Origin of the sequence: Blastococcus sp. TF02-09, assembly GCF_003319105.1 — a bacterium.
Classification (GTDB): Bacteria; Actinomycetota; Actinomycetes; order Mycobacteriales; family Geodermatophilaceae; genus Blastococcus.
In genome coordinates, this window is sequence record NZ_QOHH01000010.1 from 71,833 (window position 1) to 90,024 (window position 18,192).

Annotated in this window: 16 protein-coding genes and 2 tRNA genes; 3 read left to right on the top strand and 15 right to left on the bottom strand. The window is 73.0% G+C overall.

The features are described from left to right. The first annotated feature begins 84 nt into the window (after positions 1-84). Positions 85-2,031 carry a Stk1 family PASTA domain-containing Ser/Thr kinase gene (pknB, locus tag DQ239_RS15300; RefSeq protein ID WP_113835286.1) on the top strand — a complete coding sequence of 649 codons (1,947 nt, stop codon included), beginning with the start codon at positions 85-87 and terminating at the stop codon, positions 2,029-2,031. A 73-nt stretch (positions 2,032-2,104) separates the two neighbouring features. Here pknB and DQ239_RS15305 read toward each other — a convergent pair whose 3' ends face one another. Together DQ239_RS15305 and DQ239_RS15310 are read right to left on the bottom strand one after the other, a co-directional pair. Further along, entirely contained in the window at positions 2,105-2,788 is a 684-nt protein-coding gene (locus tag DQ239_RS15305; RefSeq protein WP_113835287.1) for an aminodeoxychorismate/anthranilate synthase component II, read from the bottom strand. 39 nt (positions 2,789-2,827) lie between these two features. Next, positions 2,828-3,556, bottom strand: coding sequence for a DUF881 domain-containing protein (locus DQ239_RS15310; protein WP_113835376.1), 729 nt, complete (start codon positions 3,554-3,556; stop codon positions 2,828-2,830). A 158-nt stretch (positions 3,557-3,714) separates the two neighbouring features. Between DQ239_RS15310 and crgA the strand changes: the two genes are divergently transcribed. Continuing rightward, positions 3,715-3,990 (top strand): cell division protein CrgA, encoded by a 276-nt coding sequence (gene crgA / locus DQ239_RS15315; RefSeq protein ID WP_113835288.1) that lies wholly within the window; start codon positions 3,715-3,717, stop codon positions 3,988-3,990. A 440-nt stretch (positions 3,991-4,430) separates the two neighbouring features. On the opposite strand, the gene DQ239_RS15320 is transcribed toward crgA, so the two are convergent. Continuing rightward, positions 4,431-5,591: an acetyl-CoA C-acyltransferase gene (locus tag DQ239_RS15320; protein WP_113835289.1), complete on the bottom strand. Its 1,161-nt coding sequence runs from the start codon at positions 5,589-5,591 to the stop codon at positions 4,431-4,433. Positions 5,592-5,702: 111 nt separating this feature from the next. Between DQ239_RS15320 and DQ239_RS15325 the strand changes: the two genes are divergently transcribed. After that, positions 5,703-6,098: a PH domain-containing protein gene (locus DQ239_RS15325; protein ID WP_233489302.1), complete on the top strand. Its 396-nt coding sequence runs from the start codon at positions 5,703-5,705 to the stop codon at positions 6,096-6,098. On the opposite strand, the gene DQ239_RS15330 is transcribed toward DQ239_RS15325, so the two are convergent. From DQ239_RS15330 to DQ239_RS15380, 12 genes are all read right to left on the bottom strand, one after another. After that, positions 6,095-6,856, bottom strand: a complete 762-nt coding sequence (locus DQ239_RS15330) for a rhomboid family intramembrane serine protease (protein WP_113835291.1) — start codon at positions 6,854-6,856, stop codon at positions 6,095-6,097. The genes DQ239_RS15325 and DQ239_RS15330 overlap by 4 nt on opposite strands. 134 nt (positions 6,857-6,990) lie before the next feature. After that, complete coding sequence (locus tag DQ239_RS15335) at positions 6,991-7,524, bottom strand: peptidylprolyl isomerase (RefSeq protein ID WP_113835292.1); 534 nt, start codon at positions 7,522-7,524, stop codon at positions 6,991-6,993. Between the two features lie 48 nt (positions 7,525-7,572). After that, the gene (locus DQ239_RS15340; RefSeq protein WP_113835293.1) at positions 7,573-8,667 is read right to left on the bottom strand and encodes a S49 family peptidase; all 1,095 of its coding nucleotides are present in this window, start codon (positions 8,665-8,667) and stop codon (positions 7,573-7,575) included. A gap of 184 nt (positions 8,668-8,851) precedes the next feature. Then, a tRNA-Ala gene (locus tag DQ239_RS15345) sits at positions 8,852-8,924 on the bottom strand. A gap of 25 nt (positions 8,925-8,949) precedes the next feature. Beyond that, positions 8,950-9,093, bottom strand: coding sequence for a DLW-39 family protein (locus tag DQ239_RS20420; protein ID WP_158544854.1), 144 nt, complete (start codon positions 9,091-9,093; stop codon positions 8,950-8,952). A 48-nt stretch (positions 9,094-9,141) separates the two neighbouring features. Further along, positions 9,142-9,215: transfer RNA gene (locus DQ239_RS15350), tRNA-Ile, on the bottom strand. Positions 9,216-9,271: 56 nt separating this feature from the next. Then, on the bottom strand, positions 9,272-10,144 hold the full coding sequence (locus DQ239_RS15355; RefSeq protein ID WP_233489305.1) for a DUF3566 domain-containing protein: 873 nt from the start codon (positions 10,142-10,144) through the stop codon (positions 9,272-9,274). A 105-nt stretch (positions 10,145-10,249) separates the two neighbouring features. Continuing rightward, on the bottom strand, positions 10,250-12,718 hold the full coding sequence (gene gyrA / locus DQ239_RS15360) for a DNA gyrase subunit A (protein ID WP_113835294.1): 2,469 nt from the start codon (positions 12,716-12,718) through the stop codon (positions 10,250-10,252). Positions 12,719-12,834: 116 nt separating this feature from the next. Further along, positions 12,835-14,868 carry a DNA topoisomerase (ATP-hydrolyzing) subunit B gene (gene gyrB, locus DQ239_RS15365; protein ID WP_113835295.1) on the bottom strand — a complete coding sequence of 678 codons (2,034 nt, stop codon included), beginning with the start codon at positions 14,866-14,868 and terminating at the stop codon, positions 12,835-12,837. Between the two features lie 298 nt (positions 14,869-15,166). Then, positions 15,167-15,370: a hypothetical protein gene (locus DQ239_RS15370; RefSeq protein WP_113835296.1), complete on the bottom strand. Its 204-nt coding sequence runs from the start codon at positions 15,368-15,370 to the stop codon at positions 15,167-15,169. Between the two features lie 73 nt (positions 15,371-15,443). After that, complete coding sequence (locus DQ239_RS15375; RefSeq protein WP_233489308.1) at positions 15,444-17,162, bottom strand: ABC transporter ATP-binding protein; 1,719 nt, start codon at positions 17,160-17,162, stop codon at positions 15,444-15,446. 58 nt (positions 17,163-17,220) lie between these two features. Continuing rightward, positions 17,221-18,180 (bottom strand): hypothetical protein, encoded by a 960-nt coding sequence (locus DQ239_RS15380; protein WP_113835298.1) that lies wholly within the window; start codon positions 18,178-18,180, stop codon positions 17,221-17,223. Positions 18,181-18,192 lie beyond the last annotated feature (12 nt).

Genomic DNA, 18,192 nt, shown 5'->3' on the forward strand with positions numbered 1-18,192 from the left:
GCTGCCCGCAGCGGGCTCCGGCTGCTGCGCGCGCTCCGCGGTCCGTCCCCGGACGACGCACGCTCCCGTTCGAGAGGACCACCGATGACCACGCCGCAGGTGCTCGGCGAGCGCTACGAGATCGGCGGGGTGCTCGGCCGCGGGGGCATGGCCGAGGTGCACCTGGGCCGCGACCTCCGGCTCGGCCGCGAGGTGGCGGTGAAGGTGCTGCGCAGCGACCTCGCGCGGGACCCCTCCTTCCAGGTCCGCTTCCGCCGCGAGGCGCAGGCCTCGGCCTCGCTCAACCACCCCGCGATCGTGGCGGTGTACGACACCGGCGAGGACCGCACCCCGCTGGGCGCGACGCCCTACATCGTCATGGAGTACGTCGAGGGCGAGACGCTGCGCGACGTGCTGCGGCGCGAGGGGCACCTCTCCCCCGAGCGCGCCATGACGCTGGCCGCCGACATCTGCGGTGCCCTGGACTTCAGCCACCGCAACGGCATCGTGCACCGCGACGTGAAGCCCGGGAACGTGATGATCACGCCCCAGGGCACCGTCAAGGTGATGGACTTCGGCATCGCCCGGGCGGTGTCGGACTCCGCGGCCACCATGACGTCCACCGCCGCCGTCATCGGGACCGCGCAGTACCTCTCCCCCGAGCAGGCCCGCGGCGAGAGCGTCGACGCCCGCTCCGACGTCTACTCGCTGGGCTGCATGCTCTACGAGCTGGCCACCGGCGCCCCGCCGTTCACCGGCGACTCCCCCGTCTCCGTGGCCTACCAGCACGTGCGCGAGGACCCGCGGCTGCCGTCGTCGATCAACCCGGAGATCCCCCCCGAGCTGGACGCCATCCTGCTCAAGGCCATGAGCAAGAACCCGGCCAACCGGTACCAGTCGGCCGCGGACATGCGCAACGACCTGCTCCGGGCCCTGGCCGGGCAGCGGGTCGAGGCGACGCCGGTCATGGGGGACGCCGAGAAGACCGCCATCATCGGCGCCGCCCCGGCCGGCTACGGCGACTGGGACGACGAGGACGAGCAGGCCCGCCGCCGCAAGCGCCGGATCATCATCGCCGTCGCCTCGGTGCTCGCCGTCCTGCTCCTGGGCGGAGCGGTCATCGCGGCGCTGAACATGGGTGGGGACGACCCGGAGCAGACGGTCGCCACCCAGGTCCAGGTGCCCCCGCTGCAGAACCAGCCGGAGGCGGCGGCCCGCGAGGCGATCACCGCCGCCGGCCTCGAGGTCGGCGAGGTCACGACGCGCGAGACGACCGACAGCGCCCAGGAGGGCACGGTCCTGGACAGCAACCCGGGCAGCGGCGCCCAGGTGGACGAGGGCACCGCCGTGGACCTGGTCGTCGGCATCGCGCCGGACACCGTGCTGATGCCGAACATCGTCGGCCTGGACGAGGAGCGGGCCCGCGAGCAGCTGGCCCAGGCGAACTTCAACGGGACGATCGACACCCGCCAGGAGGACTCCCTCCAGGAGGCCGGCACGGTCGCCGCGGTGTCGCCCGACGAGGGGCAGCCGGTCGACCCGGACGGCCGGATCACGCTCAGCATCTCCACCGGCTCGATCGAGCTGCCCGACGTCACGACCCGCACCGAGGCCGATGCCCGCGGCGTGCTCACCGACGCCGGCTTCCGGGACTCGCAGATCAGCACGGAGGAGGTCGACTCCGAGCAGCCGCCCGGCACGGTGGTGGCCACCACCCCCGGTGCGGGCAGCGACGCCTCGGCCGACACCCGGATCGTGCTGCAGCTCTCCGGCGGGCCGGCCGAGCCCGAGACGATCGCGGTGCCCTCGGTGACGCCGGGCGCGCCCGCGACCGCGGCCCTCACGTCGCTGCGGAACGCCGGCTTCACCAACATCGCCGTGCTGGACGAGGACGGCGCGGAGGCCTCGCCGACGGATGCGACGGCCGTCGGCACGGAGCCCGGCGCCAACACCGAGCTGCAGCCGGACGACCGGCTGGTGCTCGTCGTGCGGCCGAACACCCCCGCGAGCGACGGGAGCACCGACGGCGAGGGCTCCTCGGGGCAGAACTGATCCGTCCGGTCATCACGACGAAGGGCTCCTCCCGATCCGGGAGGAGCCCTTCGTCGTCCGTGCGGGTGCGCCGTCAGGCGGTGGCCACGTTGAGCCGTTCGGCGGCCGCCGAGGCCGCCTCGAGGGCCGCCGGGTCCGGCGCCAGGCCGCAGGTGGCCAGCCAGGTGGCCAGCATGCGGTGGCCGCCCTCGGTGAGCACCGACTCCGGGTGGAACTGGACGCCTTCGATCGGCAGCTCGCGGTGGCGCAGCGCCATCACGATCCCCGACGGCGTGTGCCCGGTGACCTCCAGCTCGGCCGGCACCGAGGCGGCGTCGACGGCCAGCGAGTGGTACCTCGTGGCGGTGAACGGCGAGGGCAGGCCCGCCAGCACCCCGGTGCCCTCGTGCACGACCTGGCTGGTCTTCCCGTGCAGCAGCTCCGGCGCGCGGACGACCTCGCCGCCGAAGGCCTCCGCGATCGCCTGGTGGCCCAGGCACACCCCGAGCACCGGCACACCCCGGTCGGCGGCGGCGTGCACCATCGGCACGGTCACGCCCGCGTCCGCGGGGGTCCCGGGGCCGGGGGAGAGCAGCACCCCGGCGACGTCGAGGTCGGCCAGCTCGTCGACGGTGACGGCGTCGTTGCGGCGCACGATGCAGCGGACGCCCAGCTGGCCCAGGTACTGCACCAGGTTGTAGACGAAGCTGTCGAAGTTGTCGACGACGAGGACGGGCCGCTCGGCGGCGGTCCCGGTCGGGTGGCTCTCGGCGGGCACGGATCTCCCGGGGTGGTCGGCTCGGTCGCGCGCTGCGGCTCAGCCCACGACGGCGTGCTGCAGCGTCAGAGGGCCATCGTAGGCGGACAGCTCGAGCTCGGGCCGCTCGCTCACCTCGTAGGTGAGGCCGTAGGCGTCCACGACCTCGCGGAAGACGGCGATCTGCGGGGAGGCGTCCAGCTGCTGACGGGCCGCCGCGGAGTCGACCACGGCCCGGACCACGAACGGCGGGGAGTAGGTGCGGCCCTGCAGCAGCAGGGTGTTGCCCACGCACCGGACGGCGCTGGTGGTGATCAGCCGCTGGTCCATGACGGTCACCCCGCTCGCGCCGGCCGCCCACAGGGCGTTGACCACCGCCTGCACGTCGGACTGGTGGATGACCAGGTCGTCGGGGCGGGCGTTGCCCGGCAGGGTGCCGTCGGGCCGGCGCGGGGCGTCGTCCAGCACGATCTCCAGGCCGGCGCCCTCCACGGGCGCGAGGCCGGCGGCCGGCACGCCCCGCTCGCCGGCGCTCTGGGCCTCGGCGACGGCGCCGTCCCGGGCGGCGGCCTGCTCGGTCAGCAGCTCCGAGCGCCGCTGCAGCTCGGCCAGCCGCTGCTCCTGGGCGGCGATGGCGTCGTCGCGCTCGCGGATGAGGCCGGAGAGCTCGGTGACCTCGCCGGCGCGCAGATCGGTGCCCTGGGCCGTGCGCCCGGAGGTGGCGAACAGCAGCCCGGCGGCCAGCGCCACGACGGGCACCAGGGCCCCCCAGGCCGACGGTCGAGCCACGGGCACCTCCGGTGTCTCGGAACGGACGACGACGGGCGTGGCGGCCGTTCCAGGGGCCTCCGCCACCGTGGCGACGCCGTCGTGCTCCGCCCACAGCCTAGGCTGGGCGGCGTCTCGGCCGGTGAGGACGCACCCGGCCACCCGGAGGGAGCAGTCACGTGCCCAAGTCGAAGGTGCGCAAGAAGTCGGTCTACACCCCGCCCGAGGGCGTGCTGCAGGCCCGGTCGGCGGAGCAGGCCCGCCACGCCCAGCCCAGCCCCCGCTGGTACGTCGCCCTCATGGTCGCCCTGCTGCTGGTCGGCCTGCTGTGGATCGTCGTCTACTACATCGCCGGCGACGACATCCCGTTCATGGTCTCGCTGTCCGCCTGGAACTTCGCCATCGGCTTCGGCCTGATGGTGGCCGGCCTGGTCATGTCGATGCGCTGGCGCTGAGCGCAGGAGCGCAGAAGGCCCTCGTCCCGCTCGGGACGGGGGCCTTTCGCGTTCCCGGCCCCTTGTGCACAGCCGCCGACCGTCGTCCACAGGTCGACATGACGCCCTGCCCCCAGGGTTGTCCACGGGATGTGGAGGGACGGGACCAATCCGTACCGCTCTGACCTGCGCATTCACCGGCGATGGGACGCATGTGACACGGCGGCCATCGGCGTAACTACACCTGTGTGAGTCTGTCCCCAGCTGTGCACACCGCTGTGGACGAGTCGACATGTCCGCCGCCGGGAGACGGTCGTTCCACGGCCCTACTCCCGGTCTGACCTGCGACGACGCCTCGTCCACACCCCCTGGGACGACGACGGCCCCCGACACCGCGAGGCGTCGGGGGCCGTGTGCCCGGCGGTCCCTGGGGACCGCCGTCGTGCAGCGGGGGTCGTGGATCAGGCGTCGACGAGCTCCAGGATGGTGGCGTTGGCCATGCCGCCGCCCTCGCACATCGTCTGCAGGCCGTAGCGGCTGCCGGTGGCGCGCATCCGGTGGATGAGCGTCGTCATCAGGCGGGCGCCCGAGCCACCCAGCGGGTGTCCGAGGGCGATGGCGCCGCCGTTCGGGTTGAGCCGGTCGGGGTCGGCGCCGGTCTCGGCCAGCCACGCCATGGGCACCGGGGCGAACGCCTCGTTGACCTCGTAGACGCCGATGTCGTCGATCGACAGGCCCGAGCGGTCCAGCACCTTCTTCGTCGCCGGGATGGGCGCGGTGAGCATGATGACCGGGTCGTCGCCGGCCATGACCGTGGTGTGGATGCGGACCAGCGGGGTGAGCCCCAGTTCGCGGGCCTTCTCGCTGGTGGTGACCAGCACCGCCGCGGAACCGTCGGAGATCTGGCTGGCGTTGCCGGCGCTGATCACGCCGTTCTCCTTGAACGGCGTCTTCAGGGAGGCGAGCTTCTCCAGCGTGCCGCCGGGGCGGATGCCCTCGTCGGCGCTGACCAGGCCCTCGGGGGCCAGGAACGGGGCGATCTCCTCCTCGAAGGCGCCGTCGGCCTGCGCCTTGGCGGCCTTCTCGTGCGAGCCGAGGGAGAACTCGTCGAGCTGCGTGCGGGAGAAGCCCCAGCGCTCGGCGATCATCTCGGCGCCGACGCCCTGGTTGATCTGGACGCCGTTGTAGCGCTCGGCGAACTTCGGGCCCATCGGGCGGCCGGCGCCGGCGGCGGGGTTGCTGGCCGAGCCCATGGGCACGCGGCTCATCGACTCCACGCCACCGGCGACGACGACGTCGGCCTGGCCGCTGATGACGGTGGCCGCGGCGAAGGCCACGGACTGCTGGGAGGAGCCGCACTGGCGGTCGACCGTGGTGCCGGGGACGGCCTCCGGCCAGCCGGCGGCGAGGACGGCGTTGCGGGCGATGTTGAAGGTCTGCTCGCCGACCTGGCTGACGCAGCCCCAGATGACGTCCTCGACCACGGCCGGGTCGATGCCCGTCCGCTCGACCAGGCTGCTGAGCACGTGCGCGGAGAGGTCGACGGGGTGCACGCCCGACAGCCCCCCGCCCCGCTTGCCCACCGGCGTGCGTACGGCGGCACAGATGACGGCATCCCGCATGGAACTGCTCCTCAGTGACGGTTCCGGGCGAGGCCAAACGGTCCGCCCTGACTGTCATCGTATGACCTGGGCCTTGTCTGGCAAGGTCCCCCCGTGACGTGGAGCACCCGGATGACGGAGACAGCGCTGTCCGCGGCGATGGGCCTGCTCTTCGCCGCCGGTGTCGCCGTCGTCGTCGATGCCCCCGGCCGGATCCTGCTGGGCCTGGGGGCCGCGCTGTTCCTGGCCCAGACCGCGCGGGACCTGGTGCTGCGGCCACGGCTGTCGGCCGGCCCGGACGGCGTCCGGGTCCGCCGCGTCGCCGGCGGGGTGCACCTGCCGTGGGGACCGCTGCGCATCGGCGTCCGGGAGACCCGGCGGCTGGGCCTGCGGACGCCGACGCTGGAGCTGGACACCGCCTCGGGCCCCGACGACGAGGGCGTGCTCGTGGTGCTGGGCCGCCGCGACCTGGGGGCCGAACCGGCGGCGGTGGCCCGCCGGCTGCGCGAGCTCGATCCGCGCGCCTAGAGGTTGAGCACCGTCAGCGTCGGCACGGTCAGCGACACCAGGAGCAGCGCGACGGCCAGGAGGGCCAGGGCCGGCACCTGCAGCTGGGCCCGGCGTCGGAGCAGGACCAGCACCCCGCCGGCGAGCGCCCCGGCCAGCAGGCCGCCCAGGTGCCCGAGCAGCGAGATGCCGGGCAGGAAGCTGATGACCACGTTGATGGCCAGGAGGGTGAGCAGGCCGCGGACGTCCTGCCGGCCGGCCAGCATGAGCACGCCCAGGGCGCCGAGCAGGCCGTAGATCGCCGCCGAGGCGCCGGCGACGACGACGCGGGGGTCACCCAGCAGCTGGATGGCCACCGCCCCGCCGAGCGCGGAGGTCAGGTAGACCGCGAGGTAGCGGGCCCAGCCCAGCTGGCGTTCAAGCTCGGAGCCGAAGAGCAGCAGCGCCAGCATGTTCATGACCAGGTGCAGCGGGCCGATGTGCAGGAAGGCCGCGGTGAGGACCCGCCACCACTCGTCCAGGAAGTAGACGCCGGCCGGCCACTGGGCGAGCTCGACGAAGACGGCGGAGCGCTGGTTGTCGGCGGGTGAGTTGCCGGCCGAGACCGCCGACACCGCGGTGACGACGAACATCGCCACGTTGAGCGCGATGAGCCCCAGGGTCACGACGCCCCAGCGCCGTCCCGCCGTCCGCAGGCCGTTGCTGCGCACCCTGCGCACGCCGGCGTTCCCCTCCCGGACGCACTCCGGGCACTGGAAGCCGACCGAGGCCGGGATCATGCACTCCGGGCAGATGGGTCGTCCGCAGCGCGTGCAGGAGATCCCCGTGGGCCGGTCGGGGTGCCGGTAGCACGTGGCGGGCAGGGGCGCCGGCTGGTCCGCCCGGCCGGCGCCCCCGTCGTCCGGGGTGGTGCTCAGCTGCGCTGCACCTCGACGGACTCGATGACGACGTCCTCGACGGGACGGTCGCCGCGGCCGGTGGGGGTGGCGGCGATGCGGTCGACGACGTCGCGGCTGGCCTGGTCGGCCACCTCACCGAAGATCGTGTGCTTGCGGTTCAGGTGCGGGGTCGGGCCGACGGTGATGAAGAACTGCGAGCCGTTGGTGCCCGGGCCGGCGTTGGCCATGGCCAGCAGGTAGGGGCGGTCGAAGGACAGCTCGGGGTGGAACTCGTCGCCGAACTGGTAGCCGGGGCCACCGAAGCCCTGACCGAGCGGGTCGCCGCCCTGGATCATGAAGCCGGAGATGACCCGGTGGAAGATCGTGCCGTCGTAGAGCTTGTCGGTGGTCTTCTGGCGCGTCTCGGGGTGCGTCCACTCGCGGGCGCCCTCGGCGAGGTCGGCGAAGTTCGCGACCGTCTTGGGCGCGTGGTCGGGGAACAGGTCGACGGTGATGTCGCCGTGGTTGGTGTGCAGGACCGCGCGGCGGGCGGGAGTCGATTCAGTCACGCCCCCACTCTCCCACTGCCGGGGCGGCGGTGAGGAAGCGGCGGTGGATCAGTCGCCGGTGCAGGGCGCCGAGAGGTCCCCGTGGAACGCCAGGACGAGCGGGGCGCCGGTGCAGACGGTGCTCCGCCCAGGCTCGAGCGCGGTGGCCTCGGTGCCGCCGGCCGGCGAGTGCGCCGACAGCAGGGACTCGAGCAGACCGGGGCCGGTGACGCGGTCGACCCGGGTGTCGTCGGGGTCGAGGTCGTTCATCTCGGCGGCGTACCGGTAGGCCTCCTCCCGGCCCAGGACGCGGTCGACCAGGCCCAGGTCGGCGGCGGTCTGGCCGTCGAAGACGAAGGCCCCGAGCTCGTCCACGACCGTCTGCGCGGGGATGCCGCGGGCCTTGGAGACCCACTCGACGAACTCCGCGTACTCGCGGTCCAAGCCGCCGCCGAGCACGGCGCGCTCCTCCGGGGTCATGTCGCGGTAGGGGTTGCCCAGGTCCTTGCCGCGGCCGCGGGACAGGTACTCCTCGGTGATGCCGCCCTCGGTGGTCACGCCCTGGTCCAGCAGCGTGCCGGGCAGGCCCGTGACGTCGCGGAAGCGCTGGAAGGGCCCCATGACCACGCCGATGCTGCCGACGAGGCTGCCGTGGTCGGCGACGATCTGGTCGGCCCCGGCCATGGCGTACACGCCGCCCGAGGCCGACAGCCCCTGGACGTGCGCCATCACCTGGTGCCCGGTGCGCTCCTGGTACCGCTCGACGGCGTCGGCGATGGCGCGCGAGCCGTAGATGGTGCCGCCGGGGGTGTTCATCTCGAGGATGAGCCCGTTGGCGTCGTCGGCGTCCAGGTCGTCGATGGTGTCGGCGATCTCGTAGCCGTAGGTGGAGCCGCCGAAGGTCGCGCCGTCGCTCTCCCCGCCCAGGATCACGCCGGTGACCGGGATGGACAGCAGCCGCCCCTCGGCCGTCTCCTCGCCCCAGACCGTCTCGGTGACGGGGCCGGACGAGTCGGCGTCCCCGGCGCCGGACGCCAGCCCGACGAGGGCCAGCACCAGGACCACGGTGCTGCCGATACCGACGACGGCCAGGCCGATGCCGGCGCCGAGGCTCGCGCCGAAACCGAGACCGAACCCGCGCTTGAACGCGCCGGGCGGGCGCACGTAGGGCGGGGGCGGGGGCGGCGGACGCCAGCCGGGCGGCGGGCCGAGCGGTGGACCACCGGGGGGCTGGGCTCCGGGCGGCTGGGCTCCGGGCGGGATCGCACCGGTGGGGAGCCCTCCGGGCGGGGGTGGCGAAGCGGGTACCGGCTGGTCGGTGCTCACGTCTGGCCTCCCGATCGAAGTGTGGAGACGAGGGGAATCGAACCCCTAACCCCCGCCTTGCAAAGGCGGTGCTCTGCCAATTGAGCTACGTCCCCGGTGGGGCCGGAGCCCCGGGGTGGATCAGCGTGCTGTGGGGGTGCTGACGGCCTGCGGACCGCTGGTGGCCTCGCGCCAGAGATCGGCCTCGGCCTTGCCGCCCGAACGGCGGCGGACGGCGGCCACGGCGCCCACGGCCGCTGCGACCATCGCCAGCTTCTTCAGCACGCGGATGACCTCCTGGCGATGGATGCACCGGAGGCACCGGCACACGGGTGGGCCTGGGAGGACTTGAACCTCCGGCCTCATCCTTATCAGGGATGCGCTCTAACCGCCTGAGCTACAGGCCCGTGAACCTCGGACAGCGTACCTGGACCGACGAGGACTACCGGAGGGGGGTCCCTCCTCAGTCCCGCTCGGAGAGGGTGACCTCCAGGCCGCCGACGAGGTCGGAGCACATGTTGTAGATGAACGTGCCCACGGTGCACAGCGCCGTGAGCAGCACGACGTTGATGGCGCCGATGACGGCGGCCCCACCGAAGACGACGCCCGGGGTCAGCACCTCGCTGCCGGTGCCCTCGCCGTCCTCGGTGCCCAGCTGGCCGAACAGCTCGTTGACGGTGTCGAAGACGCCGAGCCCGTTGAGCACCAGGTACAACACGCCGACGGCGACCATCCAGATGAAGAACAGCGCGATCGACAGGACCAGCGAGATCTTCAGCGCCGACCAGGTGTCGATGTGCCGCAGCTGCAGCCGGGCCCGCCGCGGCCCACGGCCGGAGGGCCGCCCCGGGCGGTTCCGGGCCGCGCCGGCCTGCGCCGGTCCGCCGGCCGGGGCCTCACCGGCCGGCGCGCTGCCGCGCGTGGGGGGCACGGCGACCGGCGGAGCGGACGCCGTGGGAGCAACCACCGGCGGAGCGGACGGCGGCGGGCCGGCGGGGGCGCCGGCGGCGCGCTGCGCTCCGGTCGTGGGGATCGCCTGCGGGCCGGTCGGGATGGCCTGGGTCCCGGTGGTGGGGATCGCCTGCGTGCCGGTCGGGATGGCCTGGATCCCGGTAGTCGGGATGGCCTGCGTTCCCGTCGCGGGCGCCGACGGGGCGTCGGCGGCCGGTGCACCGGGCGCGGCCGGCTGCGCAGCCGTGGCCGGGGCGGACTGCGCTCCGGGGATGGCGTGCGTCCCGGTGTCGGTGGGTTCCGGCTGCGCCGTCGCGCCGCCGGCGGCCTTGCCGCTACCGCTGCGGGACCCGGTGCGCACCGAACCCTGTGGCCGGTCGCTCATGCCAGTCTCCCCATCGCCTGCGGTACGGACCGCTCTGTCGCGACCGACACCCGGGCAGCGCGCGTGCGCGCCCGGGGGCCGATCAGATCGTCACCAGGTGTCACCCTAGGCCGACGGCTCGTCGTTGTCCGTCGTACGGGCGATCGCCACGATCGACACGTCCTCGGGCAAGTTCATGAGCTTGACGCCCATGGTCGCGCGATCCTTGTTGTGCCGCACCCCGTTGACCGGCGTCCGGATGACGCCGCCCCCGGAGGTGATGGCGTACAGCTCGTCCCCGAGGGTGACCGCGAGCGCGCCGACGAGCGCACCCTTGCGGGCCTTCGGGTCGGCCGTGAGCACGCCCTTCCCGCCGCGGCCCTGGTTCGGGTAGTTCTCGATCCCGGTGCGCTTGGCGTACCCGCGCTCGGTGGCCACGAGCACGTCGACGCCCTCCTGCACGACGATCATCGACAGCAGCCGGTCGTCCTCGCCCAGCGAGATCCCGCGGACGCCCTCCGTCGCCCGGCCCATGGGGCGCAGCGCGGAGTCGTCGGCGGTGAACCGGATGGACATCGCTTTGCGGGTGACCAGCAGCAGGTCGGAGTCGCTGTCGATGAGCGAGGCCCCGACCAGCTCGTCGCCATCGCGCAGGTTGATGGCGATGACGCCGCCCTGGCGGGGGGAGTCGAAGTCGGTCAGCCGGGTCTTCTTCACCTGACCCCGGGCGGTGGCCAGGACCAGGAACGGGGCGACCGTGTAGTCCTTGATCTGCATGACCTGGGCGATCTTCTCGTCCGGCTGGAACGCGAGGATGTTCGCCACGTGCTGGCCGCGGGCGGTGCGGTTGGCCTCGGGCAGCTCGTAGGCCTTGGAGCGGTAGACCCGGCCCTTGTTGGTGAAGAACAGGATCCAGTCGTGGGTGGAGCCCACGAAGAAGTGGTCGACGATGTCGTCCTGCTTCAGCGCCGCGCCCATCACGCCCTTGCCGCCACGGCGTTGCGAGCGGTAGAGGTCGCTCTTCGTCCGCTTGGCGTACCCGGTGCGGGTGATGGTGACGACGACCTCCTCCTCCGCGATGAGGTCCTCCATCGACACGTCGCCCTCGTTCGCGACGAACTGCGTGCGGCGGTCGTCGCCGTACTTCGCCACGATCTCGGCCAGCTCGTCGCGGACGATCTGCCGCTGCCGCTCCGGGGAGTCGAGGATGGCCTGCAGGTCGGCGATGCGGGCCTCGATCTCGGCCAGCTCGTCCATGATCCGCTGGCGCTCGAGCGCGGCCAGGCGGCGCAGCTGGAGGTCCAGGATCGCGACGGCCTGGATCTCGTCGACGTCGAGGAGCTCCATCAGCCCGGAGCGCGCCTCCTCGGCCGAGGGGCTGCGGCGGATGAGGGCGATGACCTCGTCGAGCTGGTCGAGCGCCTTCGCGTAGCCGCGCAGGATGTGCGCGCGCTCCTCGGCCTTGCGCAGCCGGTAGCGGGTCCGCCGCTGGATGACCTCGATCTGGTGGTTGACCCAGTTGCGCACCAGCTCGTCGAGCCGCAGCGTCCGCGGGACGCCGTCGACGATGGAGAGCATGTTGCAGCCGAAGGAGGTCTGCAGCTGGGTGTGCTTGTAGAGGTTGTTCAGCACGACCTTGGCGACGGCGTCGCGGCGCAGAGTGATGACCAGCCGGCGTCCCACCCGGTCGCTGGACTCGTCGGCGATCTCGCTGATGCCCTGCAGCCGGCCTTCCTTGACCAGCTCGGCGATGTTCTCGGCGAGGTTGTCCGGGTTGACCTGGTAGGGCAGCTCGGTGACGACGAGCTGCACGCGGCCGCGCGAGTCCTCCTCGACGGTGACGACGGCGCGCATGCGCACCGAGCCCCGGCCGGTGCGGTAGGCGTCCTCGATGCCCTCGCGGCCGACGATGAGGCCGTGGGTCGGGAAGTCCGGGCCCTTGATCCGCTCCATGCACGCGGTGAGCGCCTCTTCGGCCTCGGCCTCGGGGTTGTCGAGCATCCAGAAGACGGCCTCGGCCACCTCGCGCAGGTTGTGCGGCGGCATGTTCGTGGCCATGCCGACGGCGATCCCGGCGGAGCCGTTGATCAGCAGGTTCGGGATGCGCGAGGGCAGGACGACGGGCTCCTGCGTGCGGCCGTCGTAATTGCCCTGAAAGTCGACGGTCTCCTCGTCGATGCCGGCCAGCATCTCCATGGCCAGCGGGGTGAGCCGGCACTCGGTGTACCGCATGGCCGCGGCCGGGTCGTTGCCCGGCGAGCCGAAGTTGCCCTGGCCGTCGATCAGCGGGTAGCGCATCGACCAGGGCTGGGCCAGCCGGACGAGGGCGTCGTAGATCGCCGAGTCGCCGTGGGGGTGGTAGTTACCCATGACCTCGGCGACCGGGCGGGCGCACTTGACGTACCCGCGGTCGGGGCGGAAGCCCTGGTCGTACATGGCGAACAGCACGCGGCGGTGCACCGGCTTGAGGCCGTCGCGGACCTCGGGCAGGGCGCGGCCGACGATGACCGACATCGCGTAGTCGATGTAGCTGCGCTGCATCTCCTGCTGGAGATCGACCGCTTCGACGCGGTCGCGGGAGGGGGTCTCGGTCACGGTTCAGGTCTCCACAAGTCGATACACAGCGGTGGACATCGGTGACGTGCTGGAACGGCCCCGCCGCTGGGGCCCGCCACGCAGCTGCGAGTGGTGGGGGGCAGCGGGGTCCTCCCTCAGACGTCGAGGAAGCGGACGTCCTTGGCGTTGCGGGTGATGAAGCTGCGCCGGGCCTCGACGTCCTCGCCCATCAGCACGCTGAAGATCTCGTCAGCGGCCGCGGCGTCGTCCAGGGTCACCTGACGCAGGATCCGGGTCTCGGGGTTCATCGTGGTCTCCCACAGCTCGCTGGCGTTCATCTCGCCGAGCCCCTTGAACCGCTGGATCATCTCGTCCTTGATCTTGCGGCCGCTCTCCACGCCGGCCTTGACGACCGCGTCGCGCTCCCGGTCGCTGTAGGCGTACTCGTCGCCCACCTTGCCGCCCCACTTGATCTTGTACAGCGGCGGCTTGGCGAGGTAGACGTACTGCCCCTCGACCAGCGGGCGCATGAAGCGGAACAGCAGCGTGAGCAGCAGCGTGCTGATGTGCTGGCCGTCGACGTCGGCGTCGGCCATGAGTACGATCTTGTGATAGCGGAGCTTCGAGATGTCGAACTCGTCGTGGATGCCGGTGCCGAAGGCGGTGATCATCGACTGGACCTCGGTGTTCTTGAGGACCCGGTCGATGCGCGCCTTCTCGACGTTGATGATCTTGCCGCGGATGGGCAGGATCGCCTGGAACATCGAGTCCCGGCCGGACTTGGCCGAGCCACCGGCGGAGTCGCCCTCGACGATGTAGACCTCGGAGTTGCGCGGGTCGGTCGAGCGGCAGTCGGCCAGCTTGCCGGGCAGCGAGTTGTTGCTCAGCAGGTTCTTGCGCGCCAGCTTGCGGGCGTCCTGCGCCGCGCGCCGGGCCCGGGCCGCCGACGACGCCTTGTTGATGATCGTCTTGGCCTCGGTCGGGTTGGACTCGAACCAGTGCCCGATCTGCTCGTTGCAGACCCGCTGGACGAAGCCCTTGACCTCGGTGTTGCCGAGCTTGGTCTTGGTCTGGCCCTCGAACTGCGGGTCGCCGAGCTTCACCGAGACGACGGCGGCCAGGCCCTCGCGGATGTCCTCACCGGTGAGCTTCTCGTCCTTGGCCTTGAAGAGCTTCTTCTCCTCGGCGTACCGGTTGACGATCGAGGTGAGCGCCGTCCGGAAGCCCTCCTCGTGCGTGCCGCCCTCGTGGGTGTTGATGACGTTGGCGAAGGAGTAGACCGACTCCGAGTACGCCTCGGACCACTGCATCGCGACGTCGACCGACATGGGCATGTCGTTCTTGCCGGTGCCGTCGGCGGCGAAGCTGATGACCGACTTGTGGATCGGCGTCTTCTTGCCGTTGATGTGCGCGACGTAGTCGATGAGGCCGCCGTCGTACTTGTAGGTGACCTCGGTGGGCTCGAACGCCTCGTCCTCGTGGCCGGGCTCGGGCGCGGCCTCGACGACGGAGATCTCCTCGGCCATGCCGGTCTCGGCCTTGCTGTGCCCGGGGCGCTCGTCGCGCAGGACGATGGTGATGCCCTTGTTGAGGAAGGCCATCTCCTGCAGACGACGGCTGATCGTGTCGAACGAGTAGGTCGTCGTCTCGAAGATGTCGCCGTCGGCCCAGAACGTGACCGCCGAGCCGCGCTTCTTCGTGGGGCCGACCTCCTCGAGGGGGCCGGGCTTGGCCATGTCGTAGCGCTGGAACCACTCGTGGCCGTCGCGCCAGACGTTCACCTCGAGCCGCGTCGACAGCGCGTTGACCACGGTGACGCCGACGCCGTGCAGACCACCGGAGACGCCGTAGCTCTTGCCGTCGAACTTCCCGCCCGCGTGCAGGACGGTCATGATCACCTCGAGGGTGGGCCGCTTCTCGACCGGGTGCATGTCCACCGGGAAGCCACGGCCGTTGTCCTCGACCCGCACGCCGCCGTCGGCCAGCAGGGTGACCCGCACGGTGTCGCAGTAGCCGGCCAGCGCCTCGTCGACGGCGTTGTCCACGACCTCCCACACCATGTGGTGCAGGCCCCGCTCGCCGGTGGACCCGATGTACATACCGGGGCGCTTCCGGACCGCCTCGAGGCCTTCGAGGACGGTGATGGAGCTGCCGGAGTAGGCGTTCTCGGTCTGCGGTGCTGCGACCACGGGGGGCCTTCCTTTCGCGCAACCGGCGCGCGCCTCCCCAGCGGTGGCGGGGGATACGCGCAGAACGGCACTGGCCCTCAGGGGCGCAGAACGGCACTGGGCCGGTTGCTGGCGGTTTCTGCATCCGAGGATACCGGGTCGGACGACAGGAATGCCGCCGTCCACGCCCTCACGTCGTGTCTGCGGCCCTTCCGGCGCCTCTGCCACCACCGGTCCTGCCCCGGGTATCGACACGCCGTCCTCGGACGGCTGACGGGAGGGACGCCTCCGCACCGGTGGCAACCGGCGGGATCCGCCGTCAGTTGCGGGGGCCGGAGGGGTGGTCGCCGCTGAGGTGCCGCGGGTCGGAGAACGGCGTTCGCGCGCCCGTCCGGCGGTCCACGAGCACGGTCACCGCCCACAGGACCAGACCGATCCCCAGCAGGACGCCGGCCGCACCGGGGTTCCACGTGGAACACGACCCGTCGGTGGAGCGCAGCCCGGCGCCGACGTCCCCCCTCACCGCGGAGCGTCCTCCCTCACCGTGCACCGTGAGGGAGGAGGCGCTGGGATCAGGTCACCTGATCCCAGCGGCCTCAGACGAGGAGCTGGGCGGTGGCGAGCTCGCGGTAGAGCGGGCTGGACTCCACCAGCTCGGCGTGGGTGCCGCGCGCCACCACCCGGCCCTGGTCGAGCACGACGATCTGGTCGCTGTCCAGGACGGTGGACAGCCGGTGGGCGACGACCAGCAGCGCCCGGTCGGCGGCGGCCCGGCCGAGCGTCTCGCGCAGCAGGCCCTCGTTGCGCGCGTCGAGGCTGGCGGTCGGCTCGTCCAGCAGCAGCAGCTCGGGGCGGGCGAGCAGGGACCGCGCGATGGCCAGGCGCTGGCGCTCCCCGCCGGACAGCAGCACCCCCTCGTCGCCGACCAGCACGTCCAGGCCGCGGGGTGAGCGGCGGACGACCTCGGTCAGGCCCACGTCCGCGAGCACGGCCCACAGCTCGGGATCGGTCGCGTCGGGCCGGGTGAGCAGCAGGTTGTCCCGCACGCTCCCGGCCAGCACCGGGGCCTCCTGCTCGACGTAGCCGAGCCGGGCGCGCAGCGCGGCCCGCGGCAGCTCCCGGACGTCGGTGCCGGCCCAGCGCAGCGCACCGCCGGACACCGGGTAGAAGCCCTCGATCAGCGCCAGGATCGTCGACTTCCCGGCGCCCGACGGGCCGACCAGCGCCACCCGGCTGCCTGCGGCCACCTCGAAGGACACCCCGCGCAGCACCGGCGTCCCGTCGGGGTAGGCGAACGAGGCGTCGTCGAGCTCCAGCAGCGGCGCACCCGGCCGGGGAGCGGTCCCCGCCGGCCGCTCCGGGCGGTCGTCGTGCTCCGGCTCCAGGATGAGGATCTCCTGGATCCGACCGAGCGCACCCAGCCCCGTCTGCAGCTGCGTCCACGCCGAGATGGCGTGCCCCAGCGGCATGACCAGCAGGAACAGGTACAGGATGAAGGCGACCAGGGACGCCACGGTGATCGAGCCGTTCGCGACCCGGTAGCCGCCGACACCGAGGACGGCGAGGAACGCGCCCTGCACCGCGATGGAGCCCGCGGGCGCGATCAGCGACTCGATCCGCGCGACGCGCACGCCGGCGGCGAATGCCCGCCGGGCGCTGCTCCCGACCGCGGTGACCTCCCGGGCGGTGGCACCGCTGGCGCGGATGGTGCGGACAGCGGAGAGCGCCCGCTCCACGGCCGCCGTCATCGCGCCGACCTCCTCCTGCGCCTGCCGCGACGCCCGCTTGACGCCGCGGGAGGCCAGGACGGCGACGGTGAGCCCGATGCCGACCGCGAGGAGGGTCACCAGCAGCAGCCAGACGTCGACCAGCGCCATCGCGATGACCGCGCCGATGCCCAGCACCGCCGAGCCTGCGACGTCGACCACGCCGGAGGTGACCGTCGCGCGCAGCAGCGTGGTGTCGGCGCCGACCCGCGACATCAGGTCGCCGGTGCGCCGGCGGTCGTACTCGGCCACCGGCAGCCGCAGCAGTCGGTCGGCCAGCAGCTGCCGGGTGGTGAGGACGACGCCCTCCGCGGTGCGCTGGAGCAGGTACTGCTGGAAGGCGCCGAGAGCCGCGGCCGCCAGCAGCACCAGGACCAGCAGCGCGACGGTGGGCAGCAGCGGGCCGCCGGACCCGACGACGTCGATGACGCGGGCGACCAGCGCCGGCTGGGCCAGTGCCCCGCCAGCGGAGACCAGGGAGAGCGCCGCGGCCGCGGCCAGCGCCCGCCGGTGCGGCCGGAGCAGCGGCAGCAGGTCGCGGGGACCCACGCCGGGGACGGCGGGGTCCGGCTCGGAGCGGTCGGGTCCGGTCAGCGGAGCGCCCCGGTCAGCTGCCGACGGCCAGCGCGCCGACGAGCGCGGTCAGGAGCCGGGCGTGGTGCTCGATCAGCTCGGGCCGGTGACCGTCGGGGCGGATCGCGGCCAGGAAGCCCGGGGTGGTCCAGAACTCGTCGCCGTCGTCGGTGCCGAGCAGCAGGCGGCGGACGTCGGCGTCCCCCGCCAGCCGGCGCACCTGCGGGCCGTCCTCGGCGGCCAGCAGCATCCAGCGGCGGTCGAAGTCGGGGTCCTCCGAGGGGATCTGCACCATGCCGCCGATGCCGTGCTTCCACAGCCGGGCGGGTGACAGCCGCAGCGCCGGCGGGGTGCCGAGCAGGGGGGCCGCGGTGATCGCGTACTCCGGCACCACGTAGCGGCCCGAGGTGTAGACCGCGTCGAAGGCGATGAGGTCCAGCGAGCCGGCGCGCCCGCGCAGCACGTTGCCGGGGCGGTGGTCCTTGCTCATGCGGGGCGGCGCCGTGGTGATCAGGGGCAGCAGGGCGGCGTCCTCCGGAGCGGTGCCGTCGGAGATCGTCCAGCCGCGCTGCAGTGCCCAGCCCTGGGCGCCGACGACGTCGCCCTGGTAGGTGAACGCCCGGTCCATCTCGGGGTCCCGCTGCCGGCGACCGCCGAACAGGCCCCGGCGCTCGCGCGCCGGCGCCTCCTGCGGGGGCGCGCCCGGAGGTGCCCAGGACGGGTCGACGCCGGCGGGGCCGGCCCCCTCCGGTGCGGACCGCTCGGGGCGGGCCGGCGGCAGGTCCCAGCCCGGCGGCCGCCAGGTCTCCGGGTCGACGGAGTGGTCGGCGTCGCGGGGCCGGCTGCGGCGGTCGGCGATGTTGGGCTCGTCCGGCACCGGCCCGTCCTGCACCGGCTCGTCGCGCGCCGGCTGGTCGCCGCCGAGGTGGGCCGGCTCCTGCCAGCCGCGGCCGGCGTCGTCGTCGTTGCTGTCGCGGTCCCGGGGCGTGCTCATCGCTGGCCTTCC

Bases quoted from the DNA above. Each gene is read 5' to 3' on its own strand.
- pknB (WP_113835286.1), top strand. From the start codon at position 85: ATGACCACGCCGCAGGTGCTCGGCGAGCGCTACGAGATCGGCGGGGTG.
- DQ239_RS15320 (WP_113835289.1), bottom strand. From the start codon at position 5,591: ATGCGGGATGCCGTCATCTGTGCCGCCGTACGCACGCCGGTGGGCAAG.
- DQ239_RS15325 (WP_233489302.1), top strand. From the start codon at position 5,703: ATGACGGAGACAGCGCTGTCCGCGGCGATGGGCCTGCTCTTCGCCGCC.
- DQ239_RS15330 (WP_113835291.1), bottom strand. From the start codon at position 6,856: ATGATCCCGGCCTCGGTCGGCTTCCAGTGCCCGGAGTGCGTCCGGGAG.
- DQ239_RS15355 (WP_233489305.1), bottom strand. From the start codon at position 10,144: ATGAGCGACCGGCCACAGGGTTCGGTGCGCACCGGGTCCCGCAGCGGT.
- DQ239_RS15380 (WP_113835298.1), bottom strand. From the start codon at position 18,180: ATGAGCACGCCCCGGGACCGCGACAGCAACGACGACGACGCCGGCCGC.